General features: G+C 71.7%; 22 protein-coding genes. 17 read left to right on the forward strand and 5 right to left on the reverse strand.

Annotation, left to right across the window (positions count from 1 at the left end; translation table 11 throughout):
* Positions 1 to 564: 564 nt before the first annotated feature.
* The 3 genes from ACNTMW_RS18110 to ACNTMW_RS18120 are packed head-to-tail and all read left to right on the forward strand — an operon-like array spanning position 565 to position 3647.
* Positions 565 to 1962, forward strand: a complete 1398-nt coding sequence (locus tag ACNTMW_RS18110) for an APC family permease (protein ID WP_426634835.1) — start codon at positions 565 to 567, stop codon at positions 1960 to 1962.
* Complete coding sequence (locus tag ACNTMW_RS18115) at positions 1959 to 2966, forward strand: acetamidase/formamidase family protein (protein ID WP_426634836.1); 1008 nt, start codon at positions 1959 to 1961, stop codon at positions 2964 to 2966. The genes ACNTMW_RS18110 and ACNTMW_RS18115 overlap by 4 nt, the downstream gene beginning before the upstream one ends.
* Positions 2967 to 2972: 6 nt before the next feature.
* The gene (locus ACNTMW_RS18120; RefSeq protein WP_426634837.1) at positions 2973 to 3647 is read left to right on the forward strand and encodes a GOLPH3/VPS74 family protein; all 675 of its coding nucleotides are present in this window, start codon (positions 2973 to 2975) and stop codon (positions 3645 to 3647) included.
* Between the two features lie 768 nt (positions 3648 to 4415).
* On the opposite strand, the gene ACNTMW_RS18125 is transcribed toward ACNTMW_RS18120, so the two are convergent.
* From ACNTMW_RS18125 to ACNTMW_RS18135, 3 genes are all read right to left on the reverse strand, one after another.
* A complete protein-coding gene (locus tag ACNTMW_RS18125; RefSeq protein ID WP_426634838.1) occupies positions 4416 to 5003 on the reverse strand; it encodes a hypothetical protein in 588 nt (195 codons plus the stop codon).
* A 361-nt stretch (positions 5004 to 5364) separates the two neighbouring features.
* On the reverse strand, positions 5365 to 5658 hold the full coding sequence (locus ACNTMW_RS18130; protein WP_426634839.1) for a hypothetical protein: 294 nt from the start codon (positions 5656 to 5658) through the stop codon (positions 5365 to 5367).
* A gap of 104 nt (positions 5659 to 5762) precedes the next feature.
* On the reverse strand, positions 5763 to 6710 hold the full coding sequence (locus ACNTMW_RS18135) for a TRM11 family SAM-dependent methyltransferase (protein ID WP_426635000.1): 948 nt from the start codon (positions 6708 to 6710) through the stop codon (positions 5763 to 5765).
* A 253-nt stretch (positions 6711 to 6963) separates the two neighbouring features.
* Between ACNTMW_RS18135 and ACNTMW_RS18140 the strand changes: the two genes are divergently transcribed.
* The 3 genes from ACNTMW_RS18140 to ACNTMW_RS18150 all read left to right on the forward strand — a co-directional run bounded on the left by ACNTMW_RS18140 (position 6964) and on the right by ACNTMW_RS18150 (position 10077).
* Complete coding sequence (locus ACNTMW_RS18140) at positions 6964 to 8061, forward strand: tyrosine-type recombinase/integrase (protein ID WP_426634840.1); 1098 nt, start codon at positions 6964 to 6966, stop codon at positions 8059 to 8061.
* A complete protein-coding gene (locus ACNTMW_RS18145; protein WP_426634841.1) occupies positions 8062 to 8388 on the forward strand; it encodes a helix-turn-helix domain-containing protein in 327 nt (108 codons plus the stop codon).
* Between the two features lie 165 nt (positions 8389 to 8553).
* Entirely contained in the window at positions 8554 to 10077 is a 1524-nt protein-coding gene (locus tag ACNTMW_RS18150) for an integrase (RefSeq protein WP_426634842.1), read from the forward strand.
* Here the strand turns inward: ACNTMW_RS18150 and ACNTMW_RS18155 are convergent.
* Both ACNTMW_RS18155 and ACNTMW_RS18160 read right to left on the reverse strand, forming a co-directional pair.
* Positions 10014 to 10970: a hypothetical protein gene (locus tag ACNTMW_RS18155; RefSeq protein WP_426634843.1), complete on the reverse strand. Its 957-nt coding sequence runs from the start codon at positions 10968 to 10970 to the stop codon at positions 10014 to 10016. The two genes, ACNTMW_RS18150 and ACNTMW_RS18155, sit on opposite strands and share 64 nt — an antisense overlap.
* Positions 10971 to 11200: 230 nt before the next feature.
* Positions 11201 to 11395, reverse strand: coding sequence for a hypothetical protein (locus ACNTMW_RS18160; protein ID WP_426634845.1), 195 nt, complete (start codon positions 11393 to 11395; stop codon positions 11201 to 11203).
* A 430-nt stretch (positions 11396 to 11825) separates the two neighbouring features.
* On the opposite strand from ACNTMW_RS18160, the gene ACNTMW_RS18165 reads away from it, so the two are divergent.
* From ACNTMW_RS18165 to ACNTMW_RS18215, 11 genes are all read left to right on the forward strand, one after another.
* The gene (locus ACNTMW_RS18165) at positions 11826 to 12713 is read left to right on the forward strand and encodes a hypothetical protein (protein WP_426634846.1); all 888 of its coding nucleotides are present in this window, start codon (positions 11826 to 11828) and stop codon (positions 12711 to 12713) included.
* A 233-nt stretch (positions 12714 to 12946) separates the two neighbouring features.
* Positions 12947 to 13477, forward strand: a complete 531-nt coding sequence (locus ACNTMW_RS18170) for a hypothetical protein (protein ID WP_426634847.1) — start codon at positions 12947 to 12949, stop codon at positions 13475 to 13477.
* 826 nt (positions 13478 to 14303) lie between these two features.
* Positions 14304 to 14705 carry a pilin gene (locus tag ACNTMW_RS18175; protein ID WP_426634848.1) on the forward strand — a complete coding sequence of 134 codons (402 nt, stop codon included), beginning with the start codon at positions 14304 to 14306 and terminating at the stop codon, positions 14703 to 14705.
* A gap of 6 nt (positions 14706 to 14711) precedes the next feature.
* The gene (locus tag ACNTMW_RS18180) at positions 14712 to 15623 is read left to right on the forward strand and encodes a TrbL/VirB6 family protein (RefSeq protein WP_426634849.1); all 912 of its coding nucleotides are present in this window, start codon (positions 14712 to 14714) and stop codon (positions 15621 to 15623) included.
* The gene (locus ACNTMW_RS18185) at positions 15620 to 16552 is read left to right on the forward strand and encodes a PrgI family protein (RefSeq protein WP_426634850.1); all 933 of its coding nucleotides are present in this window, start codon (positions 15620 to 15622) and stop codon (positions 16550 to 16552) included. Before ACNTMW_RS18180 ends, ACNTMW_RS18185 begins: the two co-directional genes overlap by 4 nt.
* A gap of 79 nt (positions 16553 to 16631) precedes the next feature.
* On the forward strand, positions 16632 to 18392 hold the full coding sequence (locus tag ACNTMW_RS18190) for a VirB4 family type IV secretion system protein (protein ID WP_426635001.1): 1761 nt from the start codon (positions 16632 to 16634) through the stop codon (positions 18390 to 18392).
* On the forward strand, positions 18389 to 20908 hold the full coding sequence (locus ACNTMW_RS18195) for a helicase HerA domain-containing protein (protein ID WP_426634851.1): 2520 nt from the start codon (positions 18389 to 18391) through the stop codon (positions 20906 to 20908). The genes ACNTMW_RS18190 and ACNTMW_RS18195 overlap by 4 nt, the downstream gene beginning before the upstream one ends.
* A 240-nt stretch (positions 20909 to 21148) precedes the next feature.
* On the forward strand, positions 21149 to 22078 hold the full coding sequence (locus ACNTMW_RS18200; protein WP_426634852.1) for a replication-relaxation family protein: 930 nt from the start codon (positions 21149 to 21151) through the stop codon (positions 22076 to 22078).
* A gap of 465 nt (positions 22079 to 22543) precedes the next feature.
* Positions 22544 to 23251: a hypothetical protein gene (locus tag ACNTMW_RS18205; RefSeq protein WP_426634853.1), complete on the forward strand. Its 708-nt coding sequence runs from the start codon at positions 22544 to 22546 to the stop codon at positions 23249 to 23251.
* Between the two features lie 430 nt (positions 23252 to 23681).
* Positions 23682 to 24503 (forward strand): hypothetical protein, encoded by an 822-nt coding sequence (locus ACNTMW_RS18210; protein WP_426634854.1) that lies wholly within the window; start codon positions 23682 to 23684, stop codon positions 24501 to 24503.
* Complete coding sequence (locus ACNTMW_RS18215) at positions 24500 to 24871, forward strand: hypothetical protein (RefSeq protein ID WP_426634855.1); 372 nt, start codon at positions 24500 to 24502, stop codon at positions 24869 to 24871. The genes ACNTMW_RS18210 and ACNTMW_RS18215 overlap by 4 nt, the downstream gene beginning before the upstream one ends.
* Positions 24872 to 24885: the final 14 nt, after the last annotated feature.

Consider the following 24885-nt stretch of genomic DNA (forward strand, 5'->3'; position numbering starts at 1 on the left):
CGGCCATCGCGTTCGTCTCCTTCGGTTTGTGACTTAGCCGTCTCGAAGGATCTACGCGGTGGCCGTCTCCTACATCACGACACGCTCATCAACGAGCCCGTCGTACACCATCTCCGTGGACGCAGCCCCCGGCGACGGCACCTTGGACATCACTACGGCGCCGCGTTGTGGCTGCGCGGTCCCGCTTCTGTGGGATCCGCAGCGGGGATGGCTGCACCTGGCCACGTGGTCGCCGTGCCCCTATCGACCCGCCTCGGCCATGTCCGGTTGTACCCGGTCCTTTCCTCGAAACCCGGTCGATCAGGCGATCCCGGAGTCGGCTGCCGCCGGCGAACCCGATTGCGTGCCTGGCCAGGCCGGCATCGTGCGAGCCGGTGGATGGCGACGGCCGCGACGGCGGCGTGCCGGTCGGCGCGGCCGGATGTTCGGGTCGGTGTGGCGCAGGGCGGGCTCCCGCCTTCGCGGCTGCGTGCCGTACCGGCGTGACGCGGCACCGCGCTCTGTCTTGACCGCGTCGTCGCGGGCGCAGGCCGGCGGCGGCCAGCGCGGGGAGGGGGAGCGGTGATGGTTCGCCACGACGAGCTGGAGCGGTTCGGCTATCGGCAGGAGCTGCGCCGGACGCTGGGCTTCACGGACCTGCTGGTCTACGGGTTGATCTTCATGGTGCCGATCGCGCCGATGGGGATCTTCGGGTCGGTGTACGCCGCGTCGGGCGGCATGGTGGCCCTGGCCTACCTGATCGGGATGCTGGCGCTGGTTCTGACCGCCGCGTCGTACGCGCAGATGGTGCGGGCGTTTCCGATGGCGGGCAGCGTCTACAACTACGCCGGGCGGGGGATCGCCGCGCCGGTGGGTTTTCTGGCCGGCTGGGCGGTGCTGCTGGACTACGTGCTGGTGCCCGGGCTGCTGTACCTGGTCGCCGCGGTCGCGATGCACGCCACCGTGCCGGCGGTGCCGGTGTGGGCCTGGCTGGTCGGGTTCGTGGCGTTCAACACGGTGGTCAACTACTTCGGCATCCGCATGACCGCGGTGGTGACCCGGGTGATGCTGGTCGGCGAGCTGGTCGTGCTGGCGGTCTTCCTGGCCGTCGGGGGCTGGGCCCTCGCCCATGGCCGTGGCCGGGGATTGTCGCTGGACCCGCTGGTCAACTCCGCCACCCTCTCGGCGAAGGTGGTCTTCGGCGCGGTGTCGGTGGCGGTGCTGTCGTTTCTCGGCTTCGACGGCATCAGCATGTTGGCCGAGGAGAACCGCGGCGGCGCCCGCCAGATCGGCCGGGCGATGATCGGTGCGCTGGCCCTGGCCGGGCTGCTGTTCATCGCGCAGACCTGGGTGGCGTCGCTGCTGGTGACCGACCCGGCCGGGCTGCTGGCGCACGGTGACCCGGACGGCACGGCGTTCTACGACGCCGCCCGGCACGCCGCCGGCGGCTGGCTGGCCACGCTGTGCGCGGTGGCGACCGCGATCGCCTGGGGCGTGGCGAACTCGCTGGTGGCGCAGGTGGCCACGTCCCGGCTGCTGTACGCGATGGCCCGCGACCGGCAGTTGCCGTCGATGCTGGCCAGGGTGTCGACCCGCCACGGCGTACCGGTCAACGCGCTGGCGCTCACCGCCGCGGTGTCGCTGGGCCTCGGCCTCTATATGGCGTCGCGCGCCGACGGCATCGGCTTGATGTCGAGTCTGATCAACTTCGGGGCGTTGACCGCGTTCCTGATGCTGCACCTGTCGGTGATCTGGCACTACCTGGTCCGCCGCCGCAGCCGCAACCTGTGGGCGCACCTGGTCGTGCCCCTTGCCGGTTTCGCGGTCCTGGCGTATGTGGTGGTCAACGCCGACGTCGCCGCCCAGAAGTTGGGCTTCGTCTGGCTCGGCCTCGGCGTCGTCGTGCTCGCCGGCCTGACCCTGGCCGGGCGGCGCCCCCGGCTGTCCGGCCTGCCCACCCTCGGAGAGGAGGTGCGGATATGACCGAGGTGATCACCGTCCGCCCGACCCGTGACCAGCTGGCCTACACCTTCGGCGGCAACGCTGAGCCGCTGGCGCGGCTGCGCCCCGGCGACGTGCTGCGGGTGTACACCGAGGACTGCTTCGGCGGCCTCGTGCGCACCGTGCAGGATCTGCCGTCGCGGGTGTGCCGGATGCCCTACCTCAACCCGGTCACCGGCCCGTTCCACGTCGAGGGCGCCCAACCCGGCGACACCCTCGCCCTGCACTTCGCCGCGATCACCCCGGCCCGCGACTGGGCGGTGTCGGCGACGTTCCCGCACTTCGGTGCGTTGACCTCCACCGCGCACACCGCCACCCTGCAGCCGCCGCTGGCCGAACGGGTCTGGCGCTACGACATCGATCGCGCCGCCGGGCTGGTGCGCTACTCCGCCCGAAACTCCGACTACACGGTGGATCTGCCGCTGGCGCCGATGCACGGCACCGTCGGCGTCGCCCCGGCCGCCGGCGAAGCCCGCGCCACGATCGTGCCGGACGCCCACGGCGGCAACCTCGACACCCCGCAGCTGCGCGCCGGCACCACCCTGTATCTCGGGGTCAACGTCGACGGGGCGCTGTTCAGCCTCGGCGACGGGCACGCCCGCCAAGGCGACGGCGAGGTGTCCGGAGTGGCCGTGGAGGCCGCGATGGACACCACGCTGGTCGTCGACCTGATCAAGAACACGCCGACGCCGTGGCCGCGGATCGAATCCGACACCGAGCTGCTGTCGGTCGGCTGCGCCCGGCCGCTGGAAGACGCGTTCCGCATCAGCCAGCGCGACCTGGTCGGCTGGGTCGCCGACCTCACCGGCCTGGACCAGCTGGACGCCTACCAGCTCGTCGCGCAGGCCGGCCGCGCGCCGGTGGGCAACGTCTGCGACCCCAACTACGTCATGCTCGCCGCCATCGCCACCCGCCACCTGCAACGGGCGGTCGCCTACGACGGCGTACACACCCGGCTGCGCGACATCGCCCACCGCCACCGGTGAGACGCCATGTCGTTCACCACGACCGGGGTCGGGATGGGTCGGCTGCCGCTGCGCGACGAGCTGTTCCTGCTCGCCCACGACGACGCCGGCCGGCCGCTGCTGCACCGGCGCTGCCTGGCGCTCGGCCTGGCCGGGGCGATCCTGATCGACCTCGGGCTGGCCGACCGGGTCGCGCTCGGCCAGGGCTACCTCGGGCTCAATCCTGGCCCGGGCGGTGGGGACCCGGTCGCCGACTGGGCGCTCGCCGGGCTGGCGGCCATGCCCCGACCCCGGCCGCTGCCCGACGCGATCCGGCTGGTCGCCGCCGGCGCCTACGACCACGTCGCGGCCGGCCTGTACGCCGCCGGGCTGCTCACCCGCGTCGACCGCCGCCGCCTCGGCCTGATCCGAGCCACCGGCTACCGGGTCACCGACCCGGCGGTGCTCACCCGGGTCCGCGCCCGCGCCCGCTACGCCGTGCAGGGCCTGGACGCGGTCACCGAACAGTCCGACGCGCTCGCCGCGCTGCTACGCGTACTGCGGCTGGGCTCCGAGCTGTACCTGAGCCTGCCCGCCGGCGAACTCGACCGGCGCATCACCACCATGGCCGACCGGCTCGGCCGCCAACGACCCCACCTCAAGGAGGTCATCGACACCGTCGACACCCTCGTCGGCGACACCGCCACCGCGGTGTACCGCTAGCGAGACGCTGACCGCAGGGCCAAGCGCCCCGGTCGAGTAGACGGCGTCGGTCGTGGCCGTTCCCTGTCGACCAGGACCAACGTCCGCAGGCCGGTACCCCCGACGGGGGTTCTCACCCCACCCGCCGCCGGGCAACCCGGCCGGCATGCGCCCGCCGTCATCCATGCCAGCCGGCGGAGCGCATGCCTCCCAGAAAGGGGGCGGCCCGGCGACACCCCGAACGCCGGGCCGCCCCACCACCGCCAACCACACCCGACCGGGAGCCTTTTCGCCGTGACATCGCAACCACACCCGCGTCACCGGACGCCAGTCGTCGGCGCCGCCGGGCTCATCGGCGCACATCTGGCCGATGCGCTACTCAGCCACGGCCGCCGGCTATGGCGGTGGCGCGCTCATCATCACTCTCAACCCGCCCCCGCGTGTCCTCGCCGCGGCCGATTGTCCTTTCGGGTGGTTCTGTTTCTATGACCGTCCCAGCTTCGGCTATCCCCGGGGCAAGCTATCCGACTGCGGCACACAAGACCTCGCGACGTGAGGATGGCAATACCGAATCGAGTCCGTCCACTACAACCAATCTCGTGGCGCAGCCGTCTTGTACTACAATCCCACACCGCTCTTCCAGGCCGACGCGGCCAACCGCGCGCTCGCCGACGTAGCTCCTTACCGTAACTGGGCCAACTACGTCACGCGTTACTGCTAACCCGGCCGTCGATGATGCGTCAACACCGTCCTCGGCTCGTCGCGCTGGGCCGAAGCGGTTGGGATAGATCAATCGATACTCGGCCAGCTGTAGCTGAACGTGAGCGAGAACGTCCGCTTGATCCAGTCACCGGTCGCTTCGTTAGGAGCCGGCTTCAGCCCATCCGCGCCCAGGTGACGGCGTACCTCGGCCAGGGCGGCGGACCGGTCGCGCGCCGACGTCAACGCTCCGGCGTCGAAGGTCACCTCGTGCACCCGCTGGTACAGCCAGGCGGGTCGGAAGCCCATGTTCAGGTACCCGACATGGACTGGGCCGGCGCCGAGCAGGAGGCGACCGGTGAACGCGATCGGCGCCTCGAGGCCTCGGTACCGCAGCGCCCCTGAACGGAACGCCTCGGTATTGGCGGTACTCGCCTCGACGCCGAACAGCTCAGGCGGCGCGGTCGGGTCTTCGGGCCGGCCGATGTCCACCGCGTCAAGGATCAGCCGGTCCCGCCGGATGAGGTAGGCGCAGGTGAATCCGCGCCAACAGGCGGTATCCAACGGTCCGGGCCTGATGCCGTGGTCGCCTGGCTGGAAAAGACCTGTCCCGTCGACGGCGGTGATCGCGTACCGGCGATGCCGGTAGCGCACCTCGTCGGGGATCTGCCCAGTCATCGTCCAACCCTCCTGGGATACGTGGGCGGCGCCACCCTCAGAGAGGCGCCGCCCCCGCTAAAAGAGCGGCGCACCGGCGTGATGGCGCTGTCAACCGGTGCCTGTGGAAGGCCCGCATCGAGCTGGCCAAGGCGATCTTCGAGTACCTGGCCACCGACGGCGACCCGCTGCACCTGGCCATCGTGTTCGACCTCACCGAAGGCCCCAACATCCGCTACGCGAACAACGCCCGTGCTCTCCTGCGAGCACCTGCCATGCTGAGGACAACCCGCTCGCCCGGCCGCTGCCGCTACCTGACCTTCCCCGAGTACCTGCATACCTACGCCGCTCCTCGGGCTGGTCACCTACGGGTCGGCCGACTCTACTTCCACGAATACGTGTACAGACCGCAGATGGCCCTGACGGCTTCATCGCTCAGCTCCGGATGTGTCCGATGTAGAACAACTTTGACATGGTCACCTATCTCAACGAGGTCCCAGCCTTCCGGTCGAACTTCGAACGCCTCATCCACCAGCTTCTTGATGCGCGGAATGACGTCCGGAGCCTGCTCGCCGAGTAGCTCTCGAACGGCCCCCGGGCGTGCCGAGGGCCAGGGGAGAGGCGGGATGCCCCACACGTAGGCGACGACAGCGCGGCTTAGGGTCTCGTCTTGCATGTCCCTAGTGTGATCAGATGCCGTGGAATCGGGTACACCCGTGCCCACCACGCGTGACGCCGACTCCTCGGCTTCCGTACGAACCGAAGCGTCTGCATGCAGGATTACGGCGCAGCGGACCGTGGTTTCGCTTGAGGGCACGTGGGTTTGCTGGAACTCACGGAGTTGAGGCTCTTGACGAACACGAGGACGTCCTCATGCGCGATCAGGTGCATCGGCGTACCGGCCGCGCGGGCCCGGCGCACCTGCTGCAGTTGGAAGAACGACGGCCGGGCCACCAGCCCGCCGTCGCGGACCGCGGCCAGCAGCGCGACGCACCGGTCCACCGGCGTGAGCCCGGCCCGGACGCCGGCGCCGATCACCGCGCTGGGCAGGTCGACCAGTTCGCCGTGCTTGCGCCACGGCCGGGCGGTCACCACGACGATCCCGCCGGGCCGTAGTAGCGTCGCGCAGCCGGCCAGGATCTGGGCGAACCCGTCGGCCAGGCCGGTGAGGTCGCGGTAGGCGAGGTTTCCCTTGTCGGTGCCGTCGTTGTAGGCGTTGTCGAACTTGGCCACCCCGTCGGCGCCGGGGCGGACCAGGCCGTGCACGGTCGGCCCGTACGGCGGCGACGTCACCACCAGCGCGACCTGGCCGGCCAGGGCTGCGGGTACGAGGGACAGGAGGCCGGTGGCGTCGCCGCGGATCACTCCGGCCCGACCGGTCGCGCCCTGGGCGTGGGCGTGGCGGATGTTGGCGTCGGCGATGTCCGACCAGCGCGACTCGTACTCGACGCCGATCGCGTCGCGGCCGGCGTGGATCGCCTCGACCAGGGTGGTGCCGATCCCGCACATCGGATCGAGCACGAGATCGCCAGGGGAGGTGTAGGCGTGCACGGCGTGCGCGGCGATCGCCGGCAGCATTCGCGCCGGATGCTTGACCGAGGCAGGCACGTACCGCCCGCGCCGCTGGACCGGGCCGGTCGCTTGGGCGGTCGCCCACACCGACAGCCGCTCCGCGGCGGGAGCAGCGTGGTGGTGTCCGTCGCGGGTCGTGTCCGCGGCGCCGGTCACGCTATTCGGCTCGTTGGGCGCGGCCGCCGCGACGCTGCTGCGATGCTCAGCCACGGCGACCACCGCCCCCGCGCCCGGAGCGCCGCGGCGGTACCCGGCGCTGGCCCTGTGGGATATCCCGCGAGTTCGCTCCGGTGCTGGCCGGGGGCGATGCTATTGACCACTGACTATGGAGCCGCGGTAGGGTCTGGGGCGTTCCGATGAGACTTCGGAAATCTTGAAGCGCTTTCAACGCGGTTGACCTTTCAATGCATTGGCTGAAGGTGGGGTACTCGGGTTGGCGCTCGCGGCCGTGCGGGATCTGCGGGAACGCCGCGGGCCGGCCACTGCGGTCGAGCTGGAGGAGCTCGAGACCGACGTGCTGGCCGGGTTCGTGTTGGCGCGGGCATCGGCCGGGCTCGCCGACTCGACCGTTCGCGGCGACATCGGCCAGCTGGAACAGGTGCGGGCCTGGTTCGGGCGCCCGTTGTGGGAGATGGAGCCGGCGGACGCCGACGTCTACTTCGGACGGGTGCTACGCCACGCGGCCAGCGGAACCCGCCTGGCCCGGGCGCAGGCGTTGACGACGTACTTCGCGTTTCTGGAGCTGCGGCACAAGGTCGAGATCCACGCGATGACCGGCCGGGTCGTCGAGTGCCCGATCGATGAGATGAACCGGCCGCGGGGGCGCAAAGACGCCCGGTTGCGCGTCCCGCCGACCGAGGCCGAGGTGGCGCAGTTGTTCACCGGCTGGGCGGCCGAGCTGGCCACGTGTCGCAAGTTCGCGCCGACCGCGCGCAACTACACCGCGGCCCGGTTGATGGCCGAGGTGGGATTGCGGGTCAACGAGGCCCGCAACCTAGACCTCGCCGACGTCAAGTGGGAGCTGGGACGGTTCGGCAAGCTGCATGTGCGCTACGGCAAGGGCTCGCGTGGTTCCGGGCCGCGGGAGCGGATGGTGCCGCTGGTCAACCACGCCGGCCGGACGCTGCGTTGGTTCATCGAGGACGTGTGGGGACACTTCGACGACGACCACACCCGTGCGGGTGCGCCGTTGTTGCCGTCGGAGCGCAAGCACGCCGACGGGTCCTGCCGGCGGGCCGGGGACGACGCCCTGCGCGCGGGCCTGGCCGCCGCCGCTGCGGTGCACCTGCCGGAGTGGGCGGACACGTTGACCCCGCACGTGCTGCGCCACTACTGCGCGTCGCAGCTGTACTTGACCGGAGTAGATCTGATCTCGATTCAGGAGCTGCTGGGCCACTCCTGGGTGGCCACCACGATGCGGTACGTCCACGTGCACCGCACCCGGATCGAGGAGGCGTGGTTGGCTGGGCAGCAGCGGGCCGCCGCGCGGCTGGAAGGGCTGATGTGAATGCGGTGGAACCTGCGCCTGGCGGCGGCCAACCGCGGTATCTGGAAGGCCTCCGAGCTGCAGCGAATGCTGGCCGAGCACGGCCTGGTCATCTCCGCCGGCAAGATGTCCGGGTTGTGGTCGGGACGGCCGGCCTCGATCAAGCTCGACGACCTGGACGTCATCTGCGCCGTGCTGGACTGCCCGGTCGGTGAACTGCTCATCCCCGAGCCGGACAAGGTCACCCGGCCCGGACACGCCAGCGACCAGCAGGCCGCATCGGCCGGGGGTGCCGGCATGCGGGTGGTGCCGCGCCGCCGTGACGGCCGGTCGTTGCCGCCATCCTGAGTTGCGTCGTTGAGCCCCCGTGGTGTTCCCGGCCGGCCGCTGGCCAGCTGTCGGGCCTGCCTGGCGTGGGGCCGATCGTTCAACAACGGGCTGTGCCGGCCCTGTCGGGAGTTCGCCCGCCGGTGGACGATCGGCCAGTGCGGCACCTGCCGACGCTGGCTTCCGGTGAAGAAGGAGCATTGCCGGCTGTGCTGGTGCCAGGCGCGGCTGGACCGCTCGGCTGCCTTGGACGGAGCGATCGGCACCTACACCCTGTTGCTGCCGCACGTGCGCCGCGTCCGGCACCAGCAGCTGTTCCTGGCCGACCTGCCCGCACCCCGCGACCTTGTGGGTAAACCGCACCAGCGTCGTCACGGCGTCGGTCCCGGCGCTCCTGGCATTGCCCGCAAGTCGCCACCACCGATCGCCGGACGGCCCCAGGTTGACTGGATCCAGCCACCGCTGTTCCTGCCCGGGCCACGCGACTACCGGCGCCGCATCGACCTGCGCGCCGGCCCGGCGCTGAACAACCCCTGGCTGGCCTGGGCCCTGCACCTCGCACACACCTTCGCCGAGGCGCGCGGGTTCGACACCGTCGTACGCGAAGCGCTCAACCGCGCGTTGGTCATGCTGCTGGCCGACCATTGCGCCGGCGAGATGATCCGGTTCTCCGACATTCGCCGAGTGCTGCGCAAACGGGGAAACAGCGCTCACCACGCCGCGCACGTCCTCGAGCTGATGGGTGTCCTGGACGACGACCAGCCGCGGGCGATCGACGGCTGGCTCGACCGCAAGCTGCACGGGATCGCTCCGGGCATCGCCCGACACGTCCGCGCCTGGGCGCAGGCGCTGATCGACGGTGGCCCACGCACGAAGCCGCGCCACTACCAGACCGCGCGAAACTACGTCGCCGCGCTGCGGCCAGTCCTGCTTGACTGGTCGACCCGGCATGAGCATCTGCGCGAGATCACCCGCGACGACGTCCTGGCTCAGGTGACCGCCCTGCGCGGCCACCAGAGGCAGACGGCCGCGGTCGCGCTCAGGTCGCTGTTTCGGTGGGCGAGCAAGGCCGGGGTCATCTTCGGTAACCCGACCAGCCGTCTTCGGGTGGGACGGGTCGAGTACGCGATAGCGCTGCCGCTGAGTGCGGACGAGATCAGCCCGACCATCCAGGCCGCCCGCAGCCCACACGCCCGGGTCGCCATTGTGCTGGCGGCGGTCCACGCCGCCCGCCACGGCGACATCATCAACATGCAAATGTCCGACGTGGACCTCGCAAACCGGCGGATGGTCATTGCCGATCACGCCCGCCCGATGGATGACCTGACCCACCGCGTGCTTGCTGACTGGCTCGCCTACCGGATGCGACGTTGGCCGAACACCGCCAACGGGCACCTGCTGCTCAGCAGAGAGACCGCGCTGCGCCTGGGCCCGGTCACGCATCCCTGGATCAACCGGATCCTGCGCGGACTTCCGGCCACCCTCGAGCGCCTGCGCATCGACCGGCAGCTCGACGAGGCACTCACCAGCGGTGGTGACCCGCTGCAAGTGGCGGAGGTATTCGGCGTCTGCGAGCAGACCGCCGTCCGCTACGCCGCAGCCGCACGTCAACTCCTCGACAGCGGCGCGGAGCGGCAGACCGGAGTTCACGACGAACCCCCGGGTAGGCTCCCGCTGGAACCACCCGACCGACCCTTGGGTTCGTCCTGAGAACCCTTCAGTCGCCGTGAACCCGCGGACAACTGGGGGTGGCTGAAGACCAGCAGGTCCGCGTGCACCCGCAGGTGCGCCACCGCCCACTGCTGGCCGGCGGTGCCGGCGAGGGCGAGCAGTTCCTCGTCGGTGACGTGGTAGACGAACGCGTCCCCGTCGGAGTCGGCGGTGACCGCGACGATGTGCTGCAGGTAGCCCAGCCCGACGCCGGCGGCGGCCTGCACCACGCCGGAGAAGTCTTGCGGGGTGGCGGTGACACCGGCGGGGACGGCGACGACGAGGATCAGGCAGCCGCCGGGGCGCAGCAGCCGGGCGCAGGCGGCCAGCAGCCACGCCAGGCGGACCCGGTTGGCGGCGTCGACCTCGTCGAGCGGCCAGCGGGCGACCACGAGACTCGTCGCGCCCTGCAGGCAACCGCCGGGCGGTAGGTCGGCCACCGGTCCGGTCGGCGGGAGGTCGGGGTCGGTGAGGTCGTCACCGAACCAGGCGCTCAGCTCCGGCGGGTCGTCCTCCTCACCCAGCCTGCCGGCGGTGGCGCTGCCGTCGACGGTGGCGGCCGGGCCGATGACGATGCTGGAGGCGTCGGTGAACCAGGCCGGGTGGTGCCGGCGGCCACCGGCCACGCACGCGTGGGTGAGGGCATGGTTGTCGGTGAGGTCGACGACGGCCTCGCCGGGTCGGCTGTAGGAGCTGATCAGGCGGGCCGCGAGTCGGGCGCCGATGCCGCGCCCGGTGTCGGCCGGGGTGCGGGCGGTGCGCCAGACGGTGAGCGGCACCGGCGGGTCGCCGGCCACCAGGTCGGTCTGGGTCGGGTCGACCCGGACGTGCGCGCCGGGGTCGACGGTGGAGTCGGGATGGTGGATGTCGTGCTGCGGCGTGTGCTCGCTCATGTGGTGTCGGCTCCGCGCCGCGCCGTGGTGCGCTGACACCCTCAAACCGGTGTTTGTGAGCTGTGGCGAACACCTGCCGATCTCACCGCGGTCTCACAAGACTCTGACAGCCCGGCCGTCCGCCCACACGATCCGGTTTTCACCCGCTTGGTTCGCGTTGCGGCACCGCCGACACCGCGGGAGTCGATCACCTCTATGAGATCCACCGCGAGCTGCTGGCCCGCCTCCTGTCAGACGCCCGGCGTGACGGACACTCTGCCATGACGATGGTGTCCGTCGATGATTTCGTGGTGTCTCGCTGCACTGTCAGCGTGGCGAGTGACATCGCGGGCGGCGGCCCGGCGACCGGACGGACGCCGTCCGGCATGTCCTTCGATCGTGGCCTTGTCGGACGACGTGACACCGATCGCCGCGAAGATCGTCATACGCGGGACCGTCCGGGACGGCGCCCGCCGAGTGACAAGCCGCCTCGTTGTCAGATCGGCGCGCTCTGACAGCGCGCCGCTGTGAGGCGCTGTCAGAGCGGGGTGAGATCGTCCGACCGCCCCGCCGGACCCGCCGTGACGCGTCAATGTCACGGCCATCTGTCATCGGCCGACGGCGGCGTCAACGCCCCATCGGCCGTGTCAACGCGCAGCTCACCACGCCTTTGTCAGAACTGTGCCACTCGCCAACCCCGATGGACATCGGTCGTTGTCAGACCCCGCCGGTCCGGCTGTCACCCCGGCGCCCGCCCGGCGTGACCTGCGATGTCAGAGGTCGGTGAGACCGCCGTGGCGCAATTGCGGTCGTGCGCGCCGGTCTCGCCGCTCCGGCGCGTCATCGGCATTCGTCTCTGACATGGGAGTTCGTGACATGACCGTGTCCGTAACCGACTGGCCCGATTCGCCGCTGGACGCCGTGGACACCGCGTTCACCGCGCTGACCTGCGACCCCGATCCGTTGTCACTCGACCTCGCCCCGTTGGCCGACGCGCTCGGCGATGGCACCGACCTTCCGCGGGGTGTCATCGCCCTGCCGGCACTGCAGAGGTGGCTGTTGCAGCGCCCCCGCGCGTACACCGCGCGTGACGCCGTGTGGCGGGAGGTGATCCGCCGCGCCCGCCTCGACGGCCCCGCCTGGGTGATCGCCGCCGCGGCCCTGGCCATGCCGGCGCTACGCCGCTACGCCGGGCAGTTGCACACCGGCTGGGCCGGCGACGCGGCCGACCTCGACGCCGAGATCCTCACCGGCTTCCTGACCGCCCTGCGCGACGAGGTGGACCTGGCCCAGCCGGCGCCGTACGCGGCGCTGTGCATGGCCGCCTGGCGCGCCGGCCACGAACTGCGCCAGCGCGACGGCGCCGAGGCCATCCCCGTCAATGACCTTGAGCGCGTCACCGGCCCCCGCACCCCGAAACGCCCCTACGGCCACCCGGACCTGCTGGTCCGCCGGGCCGTCAAGCTCGGCATCATCGACCCCGGCGACGAGCAGCCCTACATCGACCTGCGCCTGGGCCGCCGCGCCATCGAACCCATCGCCGCCCGCCTCGGCCTCGAGGTCGACACGCTTCGCCGGCGGGTCGAACGCATCGACACCCGCATCGCCGACGCCCTCGCGGCCGGCTTGCTCACGGAGGTCACCTCGCCGCGCGTGCGGACCGACCTCGCCCGGGCGGCCCAACGGCGCCGCCACATCCGCGCCGGCCGCAGCGGCAGCGCCCGACCAGCGGAGGCGCCGCAGGTCGCACTCGCAGCCGCCTGAACACACCCCCGACCACCGCGACGCGGACCCGACCACGTGGTCGGGCCCGCGTTCGTCTACGCGCCGAACCTGAGACACCCGCAGGCACGCCGAATCGCTCGTACCAACTCCGGCGCGGTAACCGAGCGAGCCCTTCCGCATCCTCGCAGGACACCCGGATTGCGGCAGATCCGGACACTTGGCGTCCTCCGGCGTGCCGCCCGAACAACTCGATACAGGTATGGTCGCGGACCATGAGCGCCGATGGTGATGCTGCACTCGCACGTCTGCTTCATAGCCTCGTGGCCGATCTGCTCACATGGCTGGACGATTATCCGGACGATCAAGTCGACCCGAACGCCGTGGCCTCGATCCGGCAGAGCATCGACTGGGTGATCGAACGGCTTCCAGCCGAGCAGCGCGACCGACTTGCTTCCGGTGATCCGGACCCGGCGGCGTTGAAGACCGTCACCGGTCTGTTCGTCGACCTGTTGTGGTGGCTGGACACCTGCGAAGACGAGGAGGTCGACTCGCACGTGGCGGTAAAGCTTCAGGAGAGCAGTGCCGCCTACGTTGATGACCTGTCCGACGAGCAGCGCCGACGGCTGCTCGAGGTACTCGACGAGTTGGCCGCAACGGAACAGCACGACGGCCGCCGGTACGAGTTGCGGTTCTTCCCGTTCGCGATGGGCCTCGTCGCTGACGAACCCGATGCCGAGGAGCCGCTTGTCCGCGAGTGGGTCCGCCCCGAAGCCCGGACCGCGGTCCCGACTGCGGCTGGGTGAAAACGCCGCAAATTGTGTGGGACGTCGTCGCAGCCTCGGGCCTGGCAGGGTATGTCGATGGCATCCGCACATCGGCAGATCCGGATGCCGCCGCGATCACCCTGCTGCCATCTAACGTCGTCACTGAGTCGTTGGCGGCATCATCGTCCTTCATGCCAGCGGCTCGCACGCGCTCACGGATACCGTGCTAGCGATCGTTCACCGCTGGCCGTCCGTCCGGGCTCCTCGCGCGCGCTCACATGATCGCGGGACCTAACGACTTGCCGACGTCGTCGTCGAAAGTGCGGTCATATCTCGCGACCATCGACCATGATTCGGTGGTCAATGTGGTGCCCGAACTGGCGACCACATGGTGCCCCATTAGGCGATCGACGCCATCGGTGAGACGTCCGCATCGCCCGGACCCGCCGTGGCTCGGATTGTCGTGATGATCGTCAGAATGTGCGTTGACCTGCACCGTCAGACATCGGTGGGGTCTTGTCAGAGGGCGGTGAGACGGGCAGGTGTTCGCCACAGCTCACAAACGCCGGTTTGAGGGTGCGGAACCCCTCCGACGCCCACCGGTGCGACCCGGACGGCCGGTTCCGCCCGCCGCCGGGCCGAGACAAGGGCCGACGGGGCCGGGCGCCTCGGGTGCCGCGCCAACGATGCGCTGACACCTCATCGATCACCGCCAACCCGAACGGGAGGACGAGCTCCTCCCGAGGCCTGCCCCGGACTCCGTTCGACGCCCGCCTGTCGCGCCCGGCGGCGGCCCCCGTCCGCCGTTTCGAGTTCGCCCCGCACCCGCCGCTGCGCGGGTGCGGGGCGGGAGGTGAACTCACCCATGTTCCGCGCTCTGCGGGCACGCCCGCGTGCCCTGACCACCGCACCGTCCACATCCATCGCCGGCCGCCGGATCGGCCGCGTCGCCGCGTCCACCGCGACGGTCGCGCTGACCCTGGCGGCCCCGACGGCCGCCTACGCCGACGCCGGCGCGCCGGTCCTCCTGGCCGTCAACGACCTGCCCACCGTCATCGCCAACCTGCAGACCTGGCTGATGGGCATCCTGGCCGCCGTCGCCACCCTGTTCCTCGTGCTGGCCGGGGTGTACTGGGCCACCGCCGGCGGCGACCCGGCCCAGGTCGAACGGGCCAAGGGCGCGCTGAAGAACGCCCTGATCGGCTACGGCCTGGCCGTGCTCGCCCCGATCCTGCTGCAGGTCGTCAAGGGCATCGTCGGGGGCTGACCGGTCATGGGATGGCTGCTAAACCAGATCCTCGACTGGTTCGCCGGCCTGCTGCTCGACTGCCTGGACGGGCTGATCGGCGCGATCACCCACGCGCTGCTGATCACCCCGGACATCACCGGCCTGCCGCAGGTGCGGGCGCTGACCGGCCGGTCGATCTGGGTCGTCGACACCGTCTTCGTCCTGGTGTTCGTCGCCGCCGGCGCGCTGACCATGGCCGCCGGCGGCGACGAACGCGCCCGCTACACCGCCAAGGACCTGCTGCCGCGCTGCGTGGTCGGGTTCGTCACCGCCCACTTCTCCCAGCTGATCGCCGGCAAGCTCATCGAGGTGGCCAACGCGGTCACCACCGGGCTGACCGCGCGGGACTTCCACGGCGACGGCGCCCTCGCGGCGATCAAGACCGACCTGACCGCGGCCCGCGACCACACCGCCGGCCTGCTGTTCGTCGTCTGCGTGGCGATCATCGTGTTCCTGCTGGCGGCCACCGCCTGCAGCGTGATCGTCCGCTTCGCGGTCGCGCTGGTGCTGACCGCCGTCGCGCCGCTCGCCCTCGCCTGCCACGCGCTGCCGCAGACCGACGGCGTGGCCCGGCTGTGGTGGCGATCCTACCTCGGCATGCTCGCCGTCCCGGTGGTGCAGGCGTTCGTGCTGTTCGCCGGGCAGTGGATGCTGCTCGACCCCCACCACATGCTGCCCGTGCTCGGCCTGCCCGTCGAACCCGGCGGCGTGCTCAACCTGTTCGTCGTGATGGTCCTGCTGTGGACCACGGTCAAGGTGCCCGGGCTGATGCGCTGCTACGCCACCAGCGGCGGCGGCCGAGGCGGCAACGTCCTCGGCGCGGTCGTGCGGGTCGTGGTGGTGCAGCAACTGACCCGCGGCCTGCGCATCCCCGGCATCCGGGCGGTGACCCGATGAGCAGCGACCGCCGCGACGAAGAGATCGTCCGGGCACGGATGCCCGCCGACGTGGACGCCCCGGACAAGGTGCTCTACGGGCTGACGTTCCGGCAGCTGGCGATCCTGGCCGTCGCCGCCGCCGTCTTGTACGCCGGCTGGCAGGCCGTGCACCGCCTGCTGCCGCTGCCGGTGCTGCTCGGCGCCGCCATCATTCTCGGCGGCCTGGTGTTCGGCCTGGCGGTCGGCCGCCGCGACGGACTGCCCCTCGATGTGTGGCTGCTGGCCGCGGTGCGGCACTCCCGCGCCCCGCGGGCGCTGTCCACCACCGACACCACCGCGCCGATCCCCGACTGGGTCCAGGCCCCGGCGTCGACGATGATGCTGCCCGCACCGCTGAAACTGCCCGCCGACGCCATCGACGAACGCGGCGAGATCAGCCTCGGCGGCGCCCAGGCGGCGATGGTCGCCGCGACCAGCGTGAACCTGGCGCTACGCACCGCCGACGAGCAGGCCGCGCTGATCGACACCTTCGGCCGCTGGCTCAACAGCCTGTCCACCCCGACCCAGATCGTCGTGTCGGCGCAGCCGGTCGACCTGCACTCGGCCGCCCGACAGCTGGCCCAAGCAGCCGACCGGCTGCCGCACCCGGCCCTGGCCGACGCGGCGGCCGACCACGCCCGGTTCCTCGACGACCTCGCCGAACGCCGCGACCCGCTGCGCCGGCAGGTCCTCATCGTCACCCGCACCAATCCGGGGGAGCGCGGCGAGCACGCCGCCCGCCGCCGCGCCGACGCCACCGTCCGCAGCCTGTCCGGGCTCGGCGTCACCACCCGGGCGCTGGACGGCCACGCCGCGACCGCGGCGCTCGCCGCCGCCGCCGACCCCTACCGGCCGCCTCGCCCCGGCGGGCTGGCCGCCCCCGACACCGTCATCACCGGCCTCCGGTGAGGAGGCCGCGCACGAGGAGGACATCGTGATCTCCGTTCGGCGCCGACACGCCGCGCACACCGACAACGCCAGCGGCAGCCTGCCGTCGACAGGACTGGCAGCGACCGTCGCCCCCGCCTCCGTGGAGGTCACCCCCCGCTTCCTGCGCGTCGGTGATGGCTACGCCGCCACCCTCGTCGTGACCGGCTACCCGGCCGAGGTCGGCCCCGCCTGGCTGGAACCGCTGCTGTCCTGGCCGGGCCGGCTCGACCTCGCCCTGCACATCGACCCGATCCCCGCCCCGGTCGCCGCCTCCCGGCTGCGCAACCAGCGGGCCAGGTTCGAATCCTCCCGCCGCGCGGACGCGGCGAAAGGCAAGCTCGCCGACCCCTACGTGGAGGCCGCCGCCGACGACGCCGCCGACCTCGCCGAACGCCTCGCCCGCGGCGCGGCGAAGCTGTTCCGCGTCGGCCTGTACCTGACCGTGCACGCCCGCACCGAAGCCGAACTGCTGGAGGCGTGCGCGCAGGTGAAGGCCGCCGCCGCCTCCACGCTCATCGAGGTCCAGCCGGCGACCTGGCGGCACCTGCCCGGCTGGACCACCACCTTGCCGCTTGCCACCGACAGCCTGCAGATGCGCCGCACCATGGACACCCAGGCCCTGGCCGCCGCCTTCCCGCTGGCGTCTGCGGACCTGCCCGCGCCGCTGCCCGGTGACCCGCCAGCGGCCGGCGGGGTGCTGTACGGGGTCAACCCCGACTCGCAGGGCATCGTCTGGTGGGACCGCTGGACGCAGGAGAACTACAACGCCGTCGTCCTGGCCCGCAGTGGTGCCGGCAAGTCGTACTTCGTCAAGCTGGACGTGCTGCGCAACCTCTACTCCGGCGTCCAGGTGTCCGTCGTGGACCCCGAGGACGAGTACCTGCGCCTCGCGGACGCGGTCGGCGGCACCATCGTGCGGCTCGGCGCCACCGGCGTGAAGATCAACCCGCTGGACCTGCCCCACGGCGACAGTCGCCCGGACGTGCTCACCCGCCGCGGCCTGTTCCTGCACACCCTCATCTCGGTCCTGCTGGGGCAGGTGCCGCCGCCGGCCGAACGCGCCGCCCTGGACCGGGCGATCTTCGCGGTCTACCGGGCGGCGGGGATCACCGCGGACCCGGCCACCCACCACCGGCCCGCCCCGCTGCTACGCGACCTCGCCGCCACCCTGCAGGCCGACGGTGACCCGGCCGCGAGCCAGCTGGCCGCCCGTCTCGCCCCCTGGGTGGCCGGCTCGTTCTCCGACCTATTCGACGGGCCCACCACCACCCGACCGGACGGACACATGGTCGTCTGGTCGCTGCGGCACCTGCCCGACGAGCTGCGCACCGTCGGCACCCTCCTGGCCCTCGACTCGATCTGGCGCAGCATCGACGCCCCGGGCCGGACCCGGCTGGCCACCCGCCGCCTGGTCGTGGTGGACGAGGCGTGGCTGCTCCTGCGCGACGGCGAGGGCGCGCGGTTCCTGTTCAAAATGTCGAAGGCCGGCCGCAAGCGCAACGCCGGCCTGACCGTGGTCACCCAGGACGTCGCCGACGTGCTCGGCACCGACCTCGGCCAGGCCGTCGTATCCAACGCGGCGACGCAGGTGCTGCTCAAGCACGCCCCGCAGGCCATCGACGCGGTCGCCGACGCCTTCGGCCTGACCGTGGGGGAGCGGCGGCTGCTGCTGGCCGCCCGGGTCGGGCATGGCCTGCTGATCTCCGGCACCAACCGGACCGCGTTCGAGTCGATCTCCTCGCAGGCCGAGCACCTGCTGGCCACGACGAAGCCGTCCGACCTGGTCGACCTCGACGACGGCGAGGGGGACGAGCTGTGAGACCACCCTCGATTCTGCTGTTCCCGTCGCCCACGCCGGCGCCCAGCCCCTCCGGGTCGGGCGCCGGTTTCCTTCCCCCGCCCAGCGCGCCCACGCGGTGGGTCCTGCATGCCGCCGCGTGGGCCGGGCACCGGCCGTGGCTACTCGGCGTCGCCGCCGCGCTGCTGGTGGCGTACGTCGCCGGGCGCAACCTGCTCGACGGGTGGCGGCACCGCCGCCACGCCGAGGGCGCTCGGCTGGTCACCATCGCACCGCCGCCGGAGGTCGACCCGCACAGTGCCGCGGCGCTGTGGGCGAACCTGCACGGCACCCTCACCCCGTCCCGCTGGCGCAGGCTGATTTACGGCAGCCCGCACGTGGTCTGGCAGTACACCTGGACCGGCCGGCAGCTGCTGATCAGCATCTGGGTGCCGGGCACCGTCCCGGCCGGCGCGGTCGAGGCCGCGGTGCGGGCCGCCTGGCCCGGCGCGGCCTGCACCACCGAGGACACGGCGCCACCGCCGATCCCGCTCGAGGTACCGGCCGCGGTGGGCGGGCATCTGCTGCCGACGGCGGCGGAGTGGCTGCCGTTTAACACCGACCACGACAACGACCCGCTCCGGGCGCTGATGTCGGCCGGCTCCCAGCTCAAGCCTGACGAGTACGCCTGCGTGCAGGTCCTCGCCCGCCCCGCCAGCCCACGGCGCGCCGCCCGGGCACGGCGGGCCGCCGGCAGGCTGCGCGACGGCAAGACTGCCGTACCGATCATCATCCCGGCCGCGCCGCTGAGGTGGCTGCTGGAGGCGTTCCTGCCCGGCCGCACCACCACCGGCCGCAGTACCCAGCCGGCCGGCCGCCGGGACCCCGGCATCGAACGGGACGTGAGGGCGATTCTCGACAAGACCGCCCACCCGCTGTGGACGATCGGCATCCGGTACTGCATCGCCAAGAACACCCACCGCGGGGGATCCTCCCCGGAGGGGCGGCTGCGGGGGATCGCGGACGCGGTCGCCTCGTCGTTCGCGGTGTACGCCGGCCGCAACCGGCTGGCCCACCGGGCGCGGATGGCCGCGCCGGTGGCTGTCCTCGCCACCCGGCGACTCGGATCGGGGTTCCTGGCCTCCACACCCGAACTGGCCGCGGTGGCGGCACTGCCCCGGGACCTGGCCGTCCCGGGGCTGGACCGGGCGCGGGCCAAGTCCATGCCGGCCCCGGTCGCTGTCCCGACCGGCGGCCGCGGCGTGAAAGTGCTCGGCGACGCCGAAGTCGGCGGGCACTCCGTGGCGCTGTCCGTGCCGGACGCGAGGTATCACCTGCACGTGGTCGGATCGACAGGCTCCGGCAAGACCACGCTGCTGGTCAACATGGCCGTCGATGACATCAAGGCCGGCCGCGGCACAGTCGTGATCGACCCGCACGGGGACATGGTGCTCGACATCCTCGACCGGCTGCCCGCATCGGTCGCCGACCGGGTGGTGCTATTCGACCCCGACCAGCCCAACCCGCCCACATTGAATCCGCTGTCCGGGGACGACCCGGACCTGGTCGTAGACAACCTCGTGTCCATCTTCGGGAACATCTTCGCCAAGGCGTGGGGACCCCGGATGGACGACGTCATGCGGGTGGCCTGTCTGACCCTGCTGCGGCACGCCAACGTCACCCTGCAGCACATCCCACCCCTGCTCAACTCGGCGCAGTTCCGGTCGGCGATGACCGTCGGTCTCGACGACCCGGCCGGCCTGTTCGGGTTCTGGCAGTGGTACGACGAGCTCAACCCGGCCCTGCGCTCCCAGGTCATCGGCCCGGTCCTGGCGCGGCTGCGGGCGTTCCTGCTGCGGGACTTCGTCAAGCGCACCATGCGCTACCCGAAGTCCAGCTTCGACCTGGGGAAGATCCTCGACGGCGGCGCGTTGTTGGTGCGGATCCCGAAGGGACAGCTGGGGGAGGACACCAGCAAGCTGCTCGGGTCCCTCGTGCTGGCGCAGGTGTGGCAGGCCGCCACCGCCCGCGCCACCGTGCCCGCGGACAAACGCCGCGACGCCACCCTGATCATCGACGAGTGTCAGAACTTCCTGACCCTGGCCAACAGCCTTGACTCGATGCTGGCCGAGGCCCGTAAGTACCGGCTGTCGATGGTCCTGGCCCACCAGGATCTGGCCCAGTTCCCGAAGGATCTGCTCGCCGCCACGTCGGCCAACGCCCGAAACAAGCTGTACTTTGCCGTTGCCCCCGAGGACGCCCGGGTCCTGGCCCGGCACACCCTGCCCGAACTCGACGAGCACGACCTGACCCACCTGGACGCCTACACCGCCGCCAGCCGCCTCGTCGTGGCCGGCCGGCAGACGCCGGCGTTCACGATGCGCACCCGACCGCCGAAGCCGGTCGTAGGCGAGGCGACGGTGATTCGGCAGGCCGCCGCGAAGGCGGTCCCACCGCAGGACACCAGCGCGATCGACGACCTCGTCGAGCGATTCTCGTCCCGACCCGACGACGGCCGCCGGGCGCGCGGCAAGGGCGGCCCGAAGGTCAAAGCCTGAGTCGCCGCACTGTCGATGACCGACATCGACAGACCTGTCAGAGGCCATCCCGGGGCTTCCGTCGCCCTTTCCGTCAGGGCTTCACCAGCCCTTCACCACTGATCACCATGCGGCACTGACAGATCCCACCGTGGGGTCCTGTCAGTGCTGCACACCGGCGGTCACCTCGGACGGTGACCGCCTCGCCCATTCCCGACACCCTCCCCTCGGAGGGACTCTCTTCCGCTTGGAGCACCCATCGTGTCTCGCAACCAGTCCTCTTCCGGTTCCCCGTCCTCCTCGTCGTCTCCTCGCCGCTCGTCGACTCGCCTGGCTCGGCTCGACCGGCTGCGTCGCCTCACCGCCCGCGACCACAAGCTGCTGCGCTGGCTGGCCGAGCACTATGTGCTGTCGACTGACCAGATCGCGGCGGCCCTGTTCCCGTCGCGTCGCGCGGCGCGGCTGCGCCTGGCCGTGCTGCACTCGCTGGAGGCGGTCAGCCGGTTCGTCGACGTCACCACCGGCGACCGGCAGTACCTCTACACCCTCGGCCCGCTCGGCGTCGTGGTCTACCCGACCGCGTTCAACGACCCCAACCGGCCCGACGTCCGCGCGCCGCGCAGCAGCGTCGAGCGCACCGAACGCATCATCGGTAGCCGCAAACTCGCCCACCTGCGGGGCACCAACCAGCTGTTTGTCGACCTCATCGCGTACGCCCGCACCGACGGCAACGCTGCCCTCGCCCGGTGGTGGTCGGAGCAGCACGCCACCGCGGTGTTCGCCCGCTCCGGTATCCAGCCCGACGGGCACGGCGTCTGGATCGCCGGCGGCCGGGAGGTCGGGTTCTTCCTCGAGCACGACAACGGCACCGAACCCCTCGGCGTTGTGCTGCGCAAGCTGCGCGGCTACGAGCAGCTCGCCGCCTACGGGCCCCGCTATCCGGTGCTGCTGCGCGTGCCCGGCCGCCGCCGCGAGCGGCACCTGCTCGACGCCCTCGCCGGCGTGCCCACCGCCATGCCGGTCGCCACCGGCATCCACGCCGAGCATGCCGCCGGCCCCGCCTGGACCCTCGCCTCCCACCCGGGCCTGCGGCGCTGGCTGCACGAGCTACCCAGCGACCACGGGCCGGACAACCCGGCCACCAACCCGCACCGCTTCCCCGACGACGGCTTCGCCGATCTGGATCTGTAGCTCCTGACCCCACAAGCCAGGTCAGGGGCAGTTCTGCCACAAACCAAGATCCTTTGTGAGATCGGCCGGATCTCACAGCCTCCACTCCGACAGCTCACGGCAGGCGCCTGCACCTCTGACAGCGCAGGTCAACGGCACTTCTGACGATCATGACGACGGTCGGGTCTGACAGGTCAGGCAGCTACCTTCTTCGCACACCACCTTCTCCTCATATATCGCTCCACCTGGTCCGGTCCCACCCTCGGGAACCACCGCCGCACCACCCGGTGCGCTCCGCCCACCCGCCCTGTTCGGGCCGGTCGGCACCGCGCCGCGCGGCGACCCCGACGGTCGCACCGCACCACCCGGCACCACCCAGCACCACCTCTCTTCTCTCCCCGTTCATCCGTGACCCGACCCATGCACCCGGTGGGCCGGTCACGTCCGCGCGCCCAACGCGCGCCCGTGTCGAAGGAGGACCCGCACATGACCGCTACGAACGGCGCCGCTATGTCGCTGACGCCGACCGCGACGATCCGCACCATGATCGTCTGCCTGCCCGAGGGCCTGCCGTCGCAGGCGCTCACCGCTTCCCAGCTCGACCGGCAATTCGGGGTGTCCGGCACCCTGTCGCCACGGTTCTGGGCCTCACCCACCATGTGGCCGTGGCAGCGAAGCCAGCTGTTCGCCCTGCGCAAGGGCCGCCCGGCCTACTGCGCCGGCGGACCGGTCAAGCTGCTCGACCTCGCCGGGATGCGCCACGCCGCCGGCGTCGGTGCCGGCATCCGGTTCGCGGTGTGGCAGCGGGTCGTGCACGGCACCCGACCGGCCAGCCCTTGGCCGACCTACCTGGCCCGCCACCTGGCCGACCCCGCCAAGTACCCCCTTGACCGGGCCGAGGCGGACTTCCACCACCAACCCCGCGTCAACGCGATGCGCATGCACAACGCCGTCGGCTACGGCGCCGCCCACCTGCCGGTCGACGAGCTGGAGATGTTCCAGGCAGGCGCGATCGCCTACCAGCACTACAGCGCCACCACCGCCGTGTGCGGTGACGCCCTGCTGACCCCCGACGGGCACAAGCTCGCCCCGGCCAGCGACGCCCTCTGCCACCGGGTGACCTACCTCGAACAGGCCGGCCGCTACCTCGACACCGTCGAGCCCAGCCAGCGGCTGCTCGTTGTCGCCCTCTGACACCACCGGACTCCGAACCGGTCGGGCCAAGCCACCCATCCCCACATCCGGCGGGGACCGGCGGCGGCCCGACCGGCTCCATCCTCGCCTTGCCGAATGCGGCTACCCGCCACCCGTGCCGTCACCTCGGCCGGCGCGGATGCACGCAACCGTTGACCACCCCGACCGGTGTACGCCGCGCGCTCCTGCGCAGCGCCACCACTCCCGGCGCCGACACCTTCACCATCCACCTGCACCTCAAGCCACGTCTGCGTCGGCGTCAGCCGGCGCGAGCCTGCTCCCGTGGCGGGCTGAGTCCTCCTCGCCCCTGCCGCGGCGCCGCTGCCCGCGGCACCGCCCGGCGCCCCGGGCTGGGGTGCCCGCACAGGCCCGGCCAGCGATACGGCCGCCCTTTCCCTCTTCCCACCACCGAACCTGCGGAGGTCTTGCTATGTCTCATCGACTGTGGTTCCGACTCGACGACGTCCTGCCCCTGGCCGAGCACGCCATGGCCTGCCCTACCCACCGCATCACCGGCGCGCAAGCTCTCGGGCTCGCACCGCTACGCCCTGGTCTTATCTGGACCGGCACCAGCAGGCGTGACGTGCTCGTCTCCAACGGCGTGCCCGGCTGGTACAGCGAGTCGGGCGACGTTCACACCGCCGACGCGTGCACCTGGCGGCAGGTTGCCACCGAGCGGTACGGCATCGCCGGCCGGCCCGACTACTTCCAGGCGTTCCTGCCGCTGCAGGCGGGGTCACACCTCGGGCCGGTGATCAGCATGCTGCGCGACGCGCGGCACACCGGCCGGCACTGGGTCACCGTTGACATCGACCCCGGCGACGGGCACCTTATCCGGCCCGACCGGGTGCGGGTCGTCGAGCACCGCGCCGAGCTCATCCCGGCCGACGGGCAGTGGGTACCCGCCACGGTCACGTCGACCGTGGTCGCCGGCGCCGTCTACCCGGCGCTGGTCGCCGACGGCTACACCAGCGACGCCGGCCACGCGCTGCCCCGCTTCGACCGCGCCACCCTCGAGCAGATGATCGCCGACCTCGACGCGGTGCACGCCAACCCCGATATGCGCAGCGACGCGATGCCCGGCGAGTACCCGCACCTGCGGCTGGCCGGCGACATCCTGGTCGTGCTCGAGGAGCACGACGACGGCGAACGCAGCACCTACGCCGAGGCCGACAGGGTCCACCCGGACGCTGAGGGCCGTTACGCCCTGGGTGCCTACACCTGGCCGTGGCGGTTGGCGGGCGCCGTATGACCCGCACACCCCGCACCCCAGCCGGCCGGCCGCCGGTACCGGTGGACGAGACGTTCCACCCGAAGCGGTACGGCTGCTACGAGCTGACCCGGGTGTACCACGTCGACGGCCACGTGCTGCGCGTGTGGATCTACCGCGACTTCTACGACTTCCAGAGCCACGCCGTCGCGGAAGTCCTCACCCCGCAGCACACCTGGGCCGTCGTGGCCACCGCCCCGTGGACGCAGTGGCACCACACCACCCCGTCGGCGACCGCCGACGCGGCGCCGCTGACATCAGTCGCCGATGACCTGCTACGCCGCGCCCGGCGCATCCTCAACCCACCGCCGTCGACGCCGTCGCCGGCTGCCGCACCCGCCGACCGGTGAGGCATCCCGGCGTC

The sequence above is a fragment of the Planosporangium spinosum genome (assembly GCF_049999945.1).
GTDB lineage: Bacteria > Actinomycetota > Actinomycetes > Mycobacteriales > Micromonosporaceae > Planosporangium > Planosporangium spinosum.

Coding starts and splice junctions, on each gene's coding strand:
- ACNTMW_RS18125 (WP_426634838.1), bottom strand. CDS start 5,003: ATGACTGGGCAGATCCCCGACGAGGTGCGCTACCGGCATCGCCGGTAC.
- ACNTMW_RS18170 (WP_426634847.1), top strand. CDS start 12,947: ATGAGCGCCGATGGTGATGCTGCACTCGCACGTCTGCTTCATAGCCTC.
- ACNTMW_RS18120 (WP_426634837.1), top strand. CDS start 2,973: ATGTCGTTCACCACGACCGGGGTCGGGATGGGTCGGCTGCCGCTGCGC.
- ACNTMW_RS18210 (WP_426634854.1), top strand. CDS start 23,682: ATGTCTCATCGACTGTGGTTCCGACTCGACGACGTCCTGCCCCTGGCC.
- ACNTMW_RS18110 (WP_426634835.1), top strand. CDS start 565: ATGGTTCGCCACGACGAGCTGGAGCGGTTCGGCTATCGGCAGGAGCTG.
- ACNTMW_RS18130 (WP_426634839.1), bottom strand. CDS start 5,658: ATGCAAGACGAGACCCTAAGCCGCGCTGTCGTCGCCTACGTGTGGGGC.
- ACNTMW_RS18165 (WP_426634846.1), top strand. CDS start 11,826: ATGACCGTGTCCGTAACCGACTGGCCCGATTCGCCGCTGGACGCCGTG.
- ACNTMW_RS18145 (WP_426634841.1), top strand. CDS start 8,062: ATGCGGTGGAACCTGCGCCTGGCGGCGGCCAACCGCGGTATCTGGAAG.
- ACNTMW_RS18205 (WP_426634853.1), top strand. CDS start 22,544: ATGACCGCTACGAACGGCGCCGCTATGTCGCTGACGCCGACCGCGACG.
- ACNTMW_RS18155 (WP_426634843.1), bottom strand. CDS start 10,970: ATGAGCGAGCACACGCCGCAGCACGACATCCACCATCCCGACTCCACC.
- ACNTMW_RS18160 (WP_426634845.1), bottom strand. CDS start 11,395: ATGACGATCTTCGCGGCGATCGGTGTCACGTCGTCCGACAAGGCCACG.
- ACNTMW_RS18175 (WP_426634848.1), top strand. CDS start 14,304: ATGTTCCGCGCTCTGCGGGCACGCCCGCGTGCCCTGACCACCGCACCG.
- ACNTMW_RS18215 (WP_426634855.1), top strand. CDS start 24,500: ATGACCCGCACACCCCGCACCCCAGCCGGCCGGCCGCCGGTACCGGTG.
- ACNTMW_RS18180 (WP_426634849.1), top strand. CDS start 14,712: ATGGGATGGCTGCTAAACCAGATCCTCGACTGGTTCGCCGGCCTGCTG.
- ACNTMW_RS18185 (WP_426634850.1), top strand. CDS start 15,620: ATGAGCAGCGACCGCCGCGACGAAGAGATCGTCCGGGCACGGATGCCC.
- ACNTMW_RS18115 (WP_426634836.1), top strand. CDS start 1,959: ATGACCGAGGTGATCACCGTCCGCCCGACCCGTGACCAGCTGGCCTAC.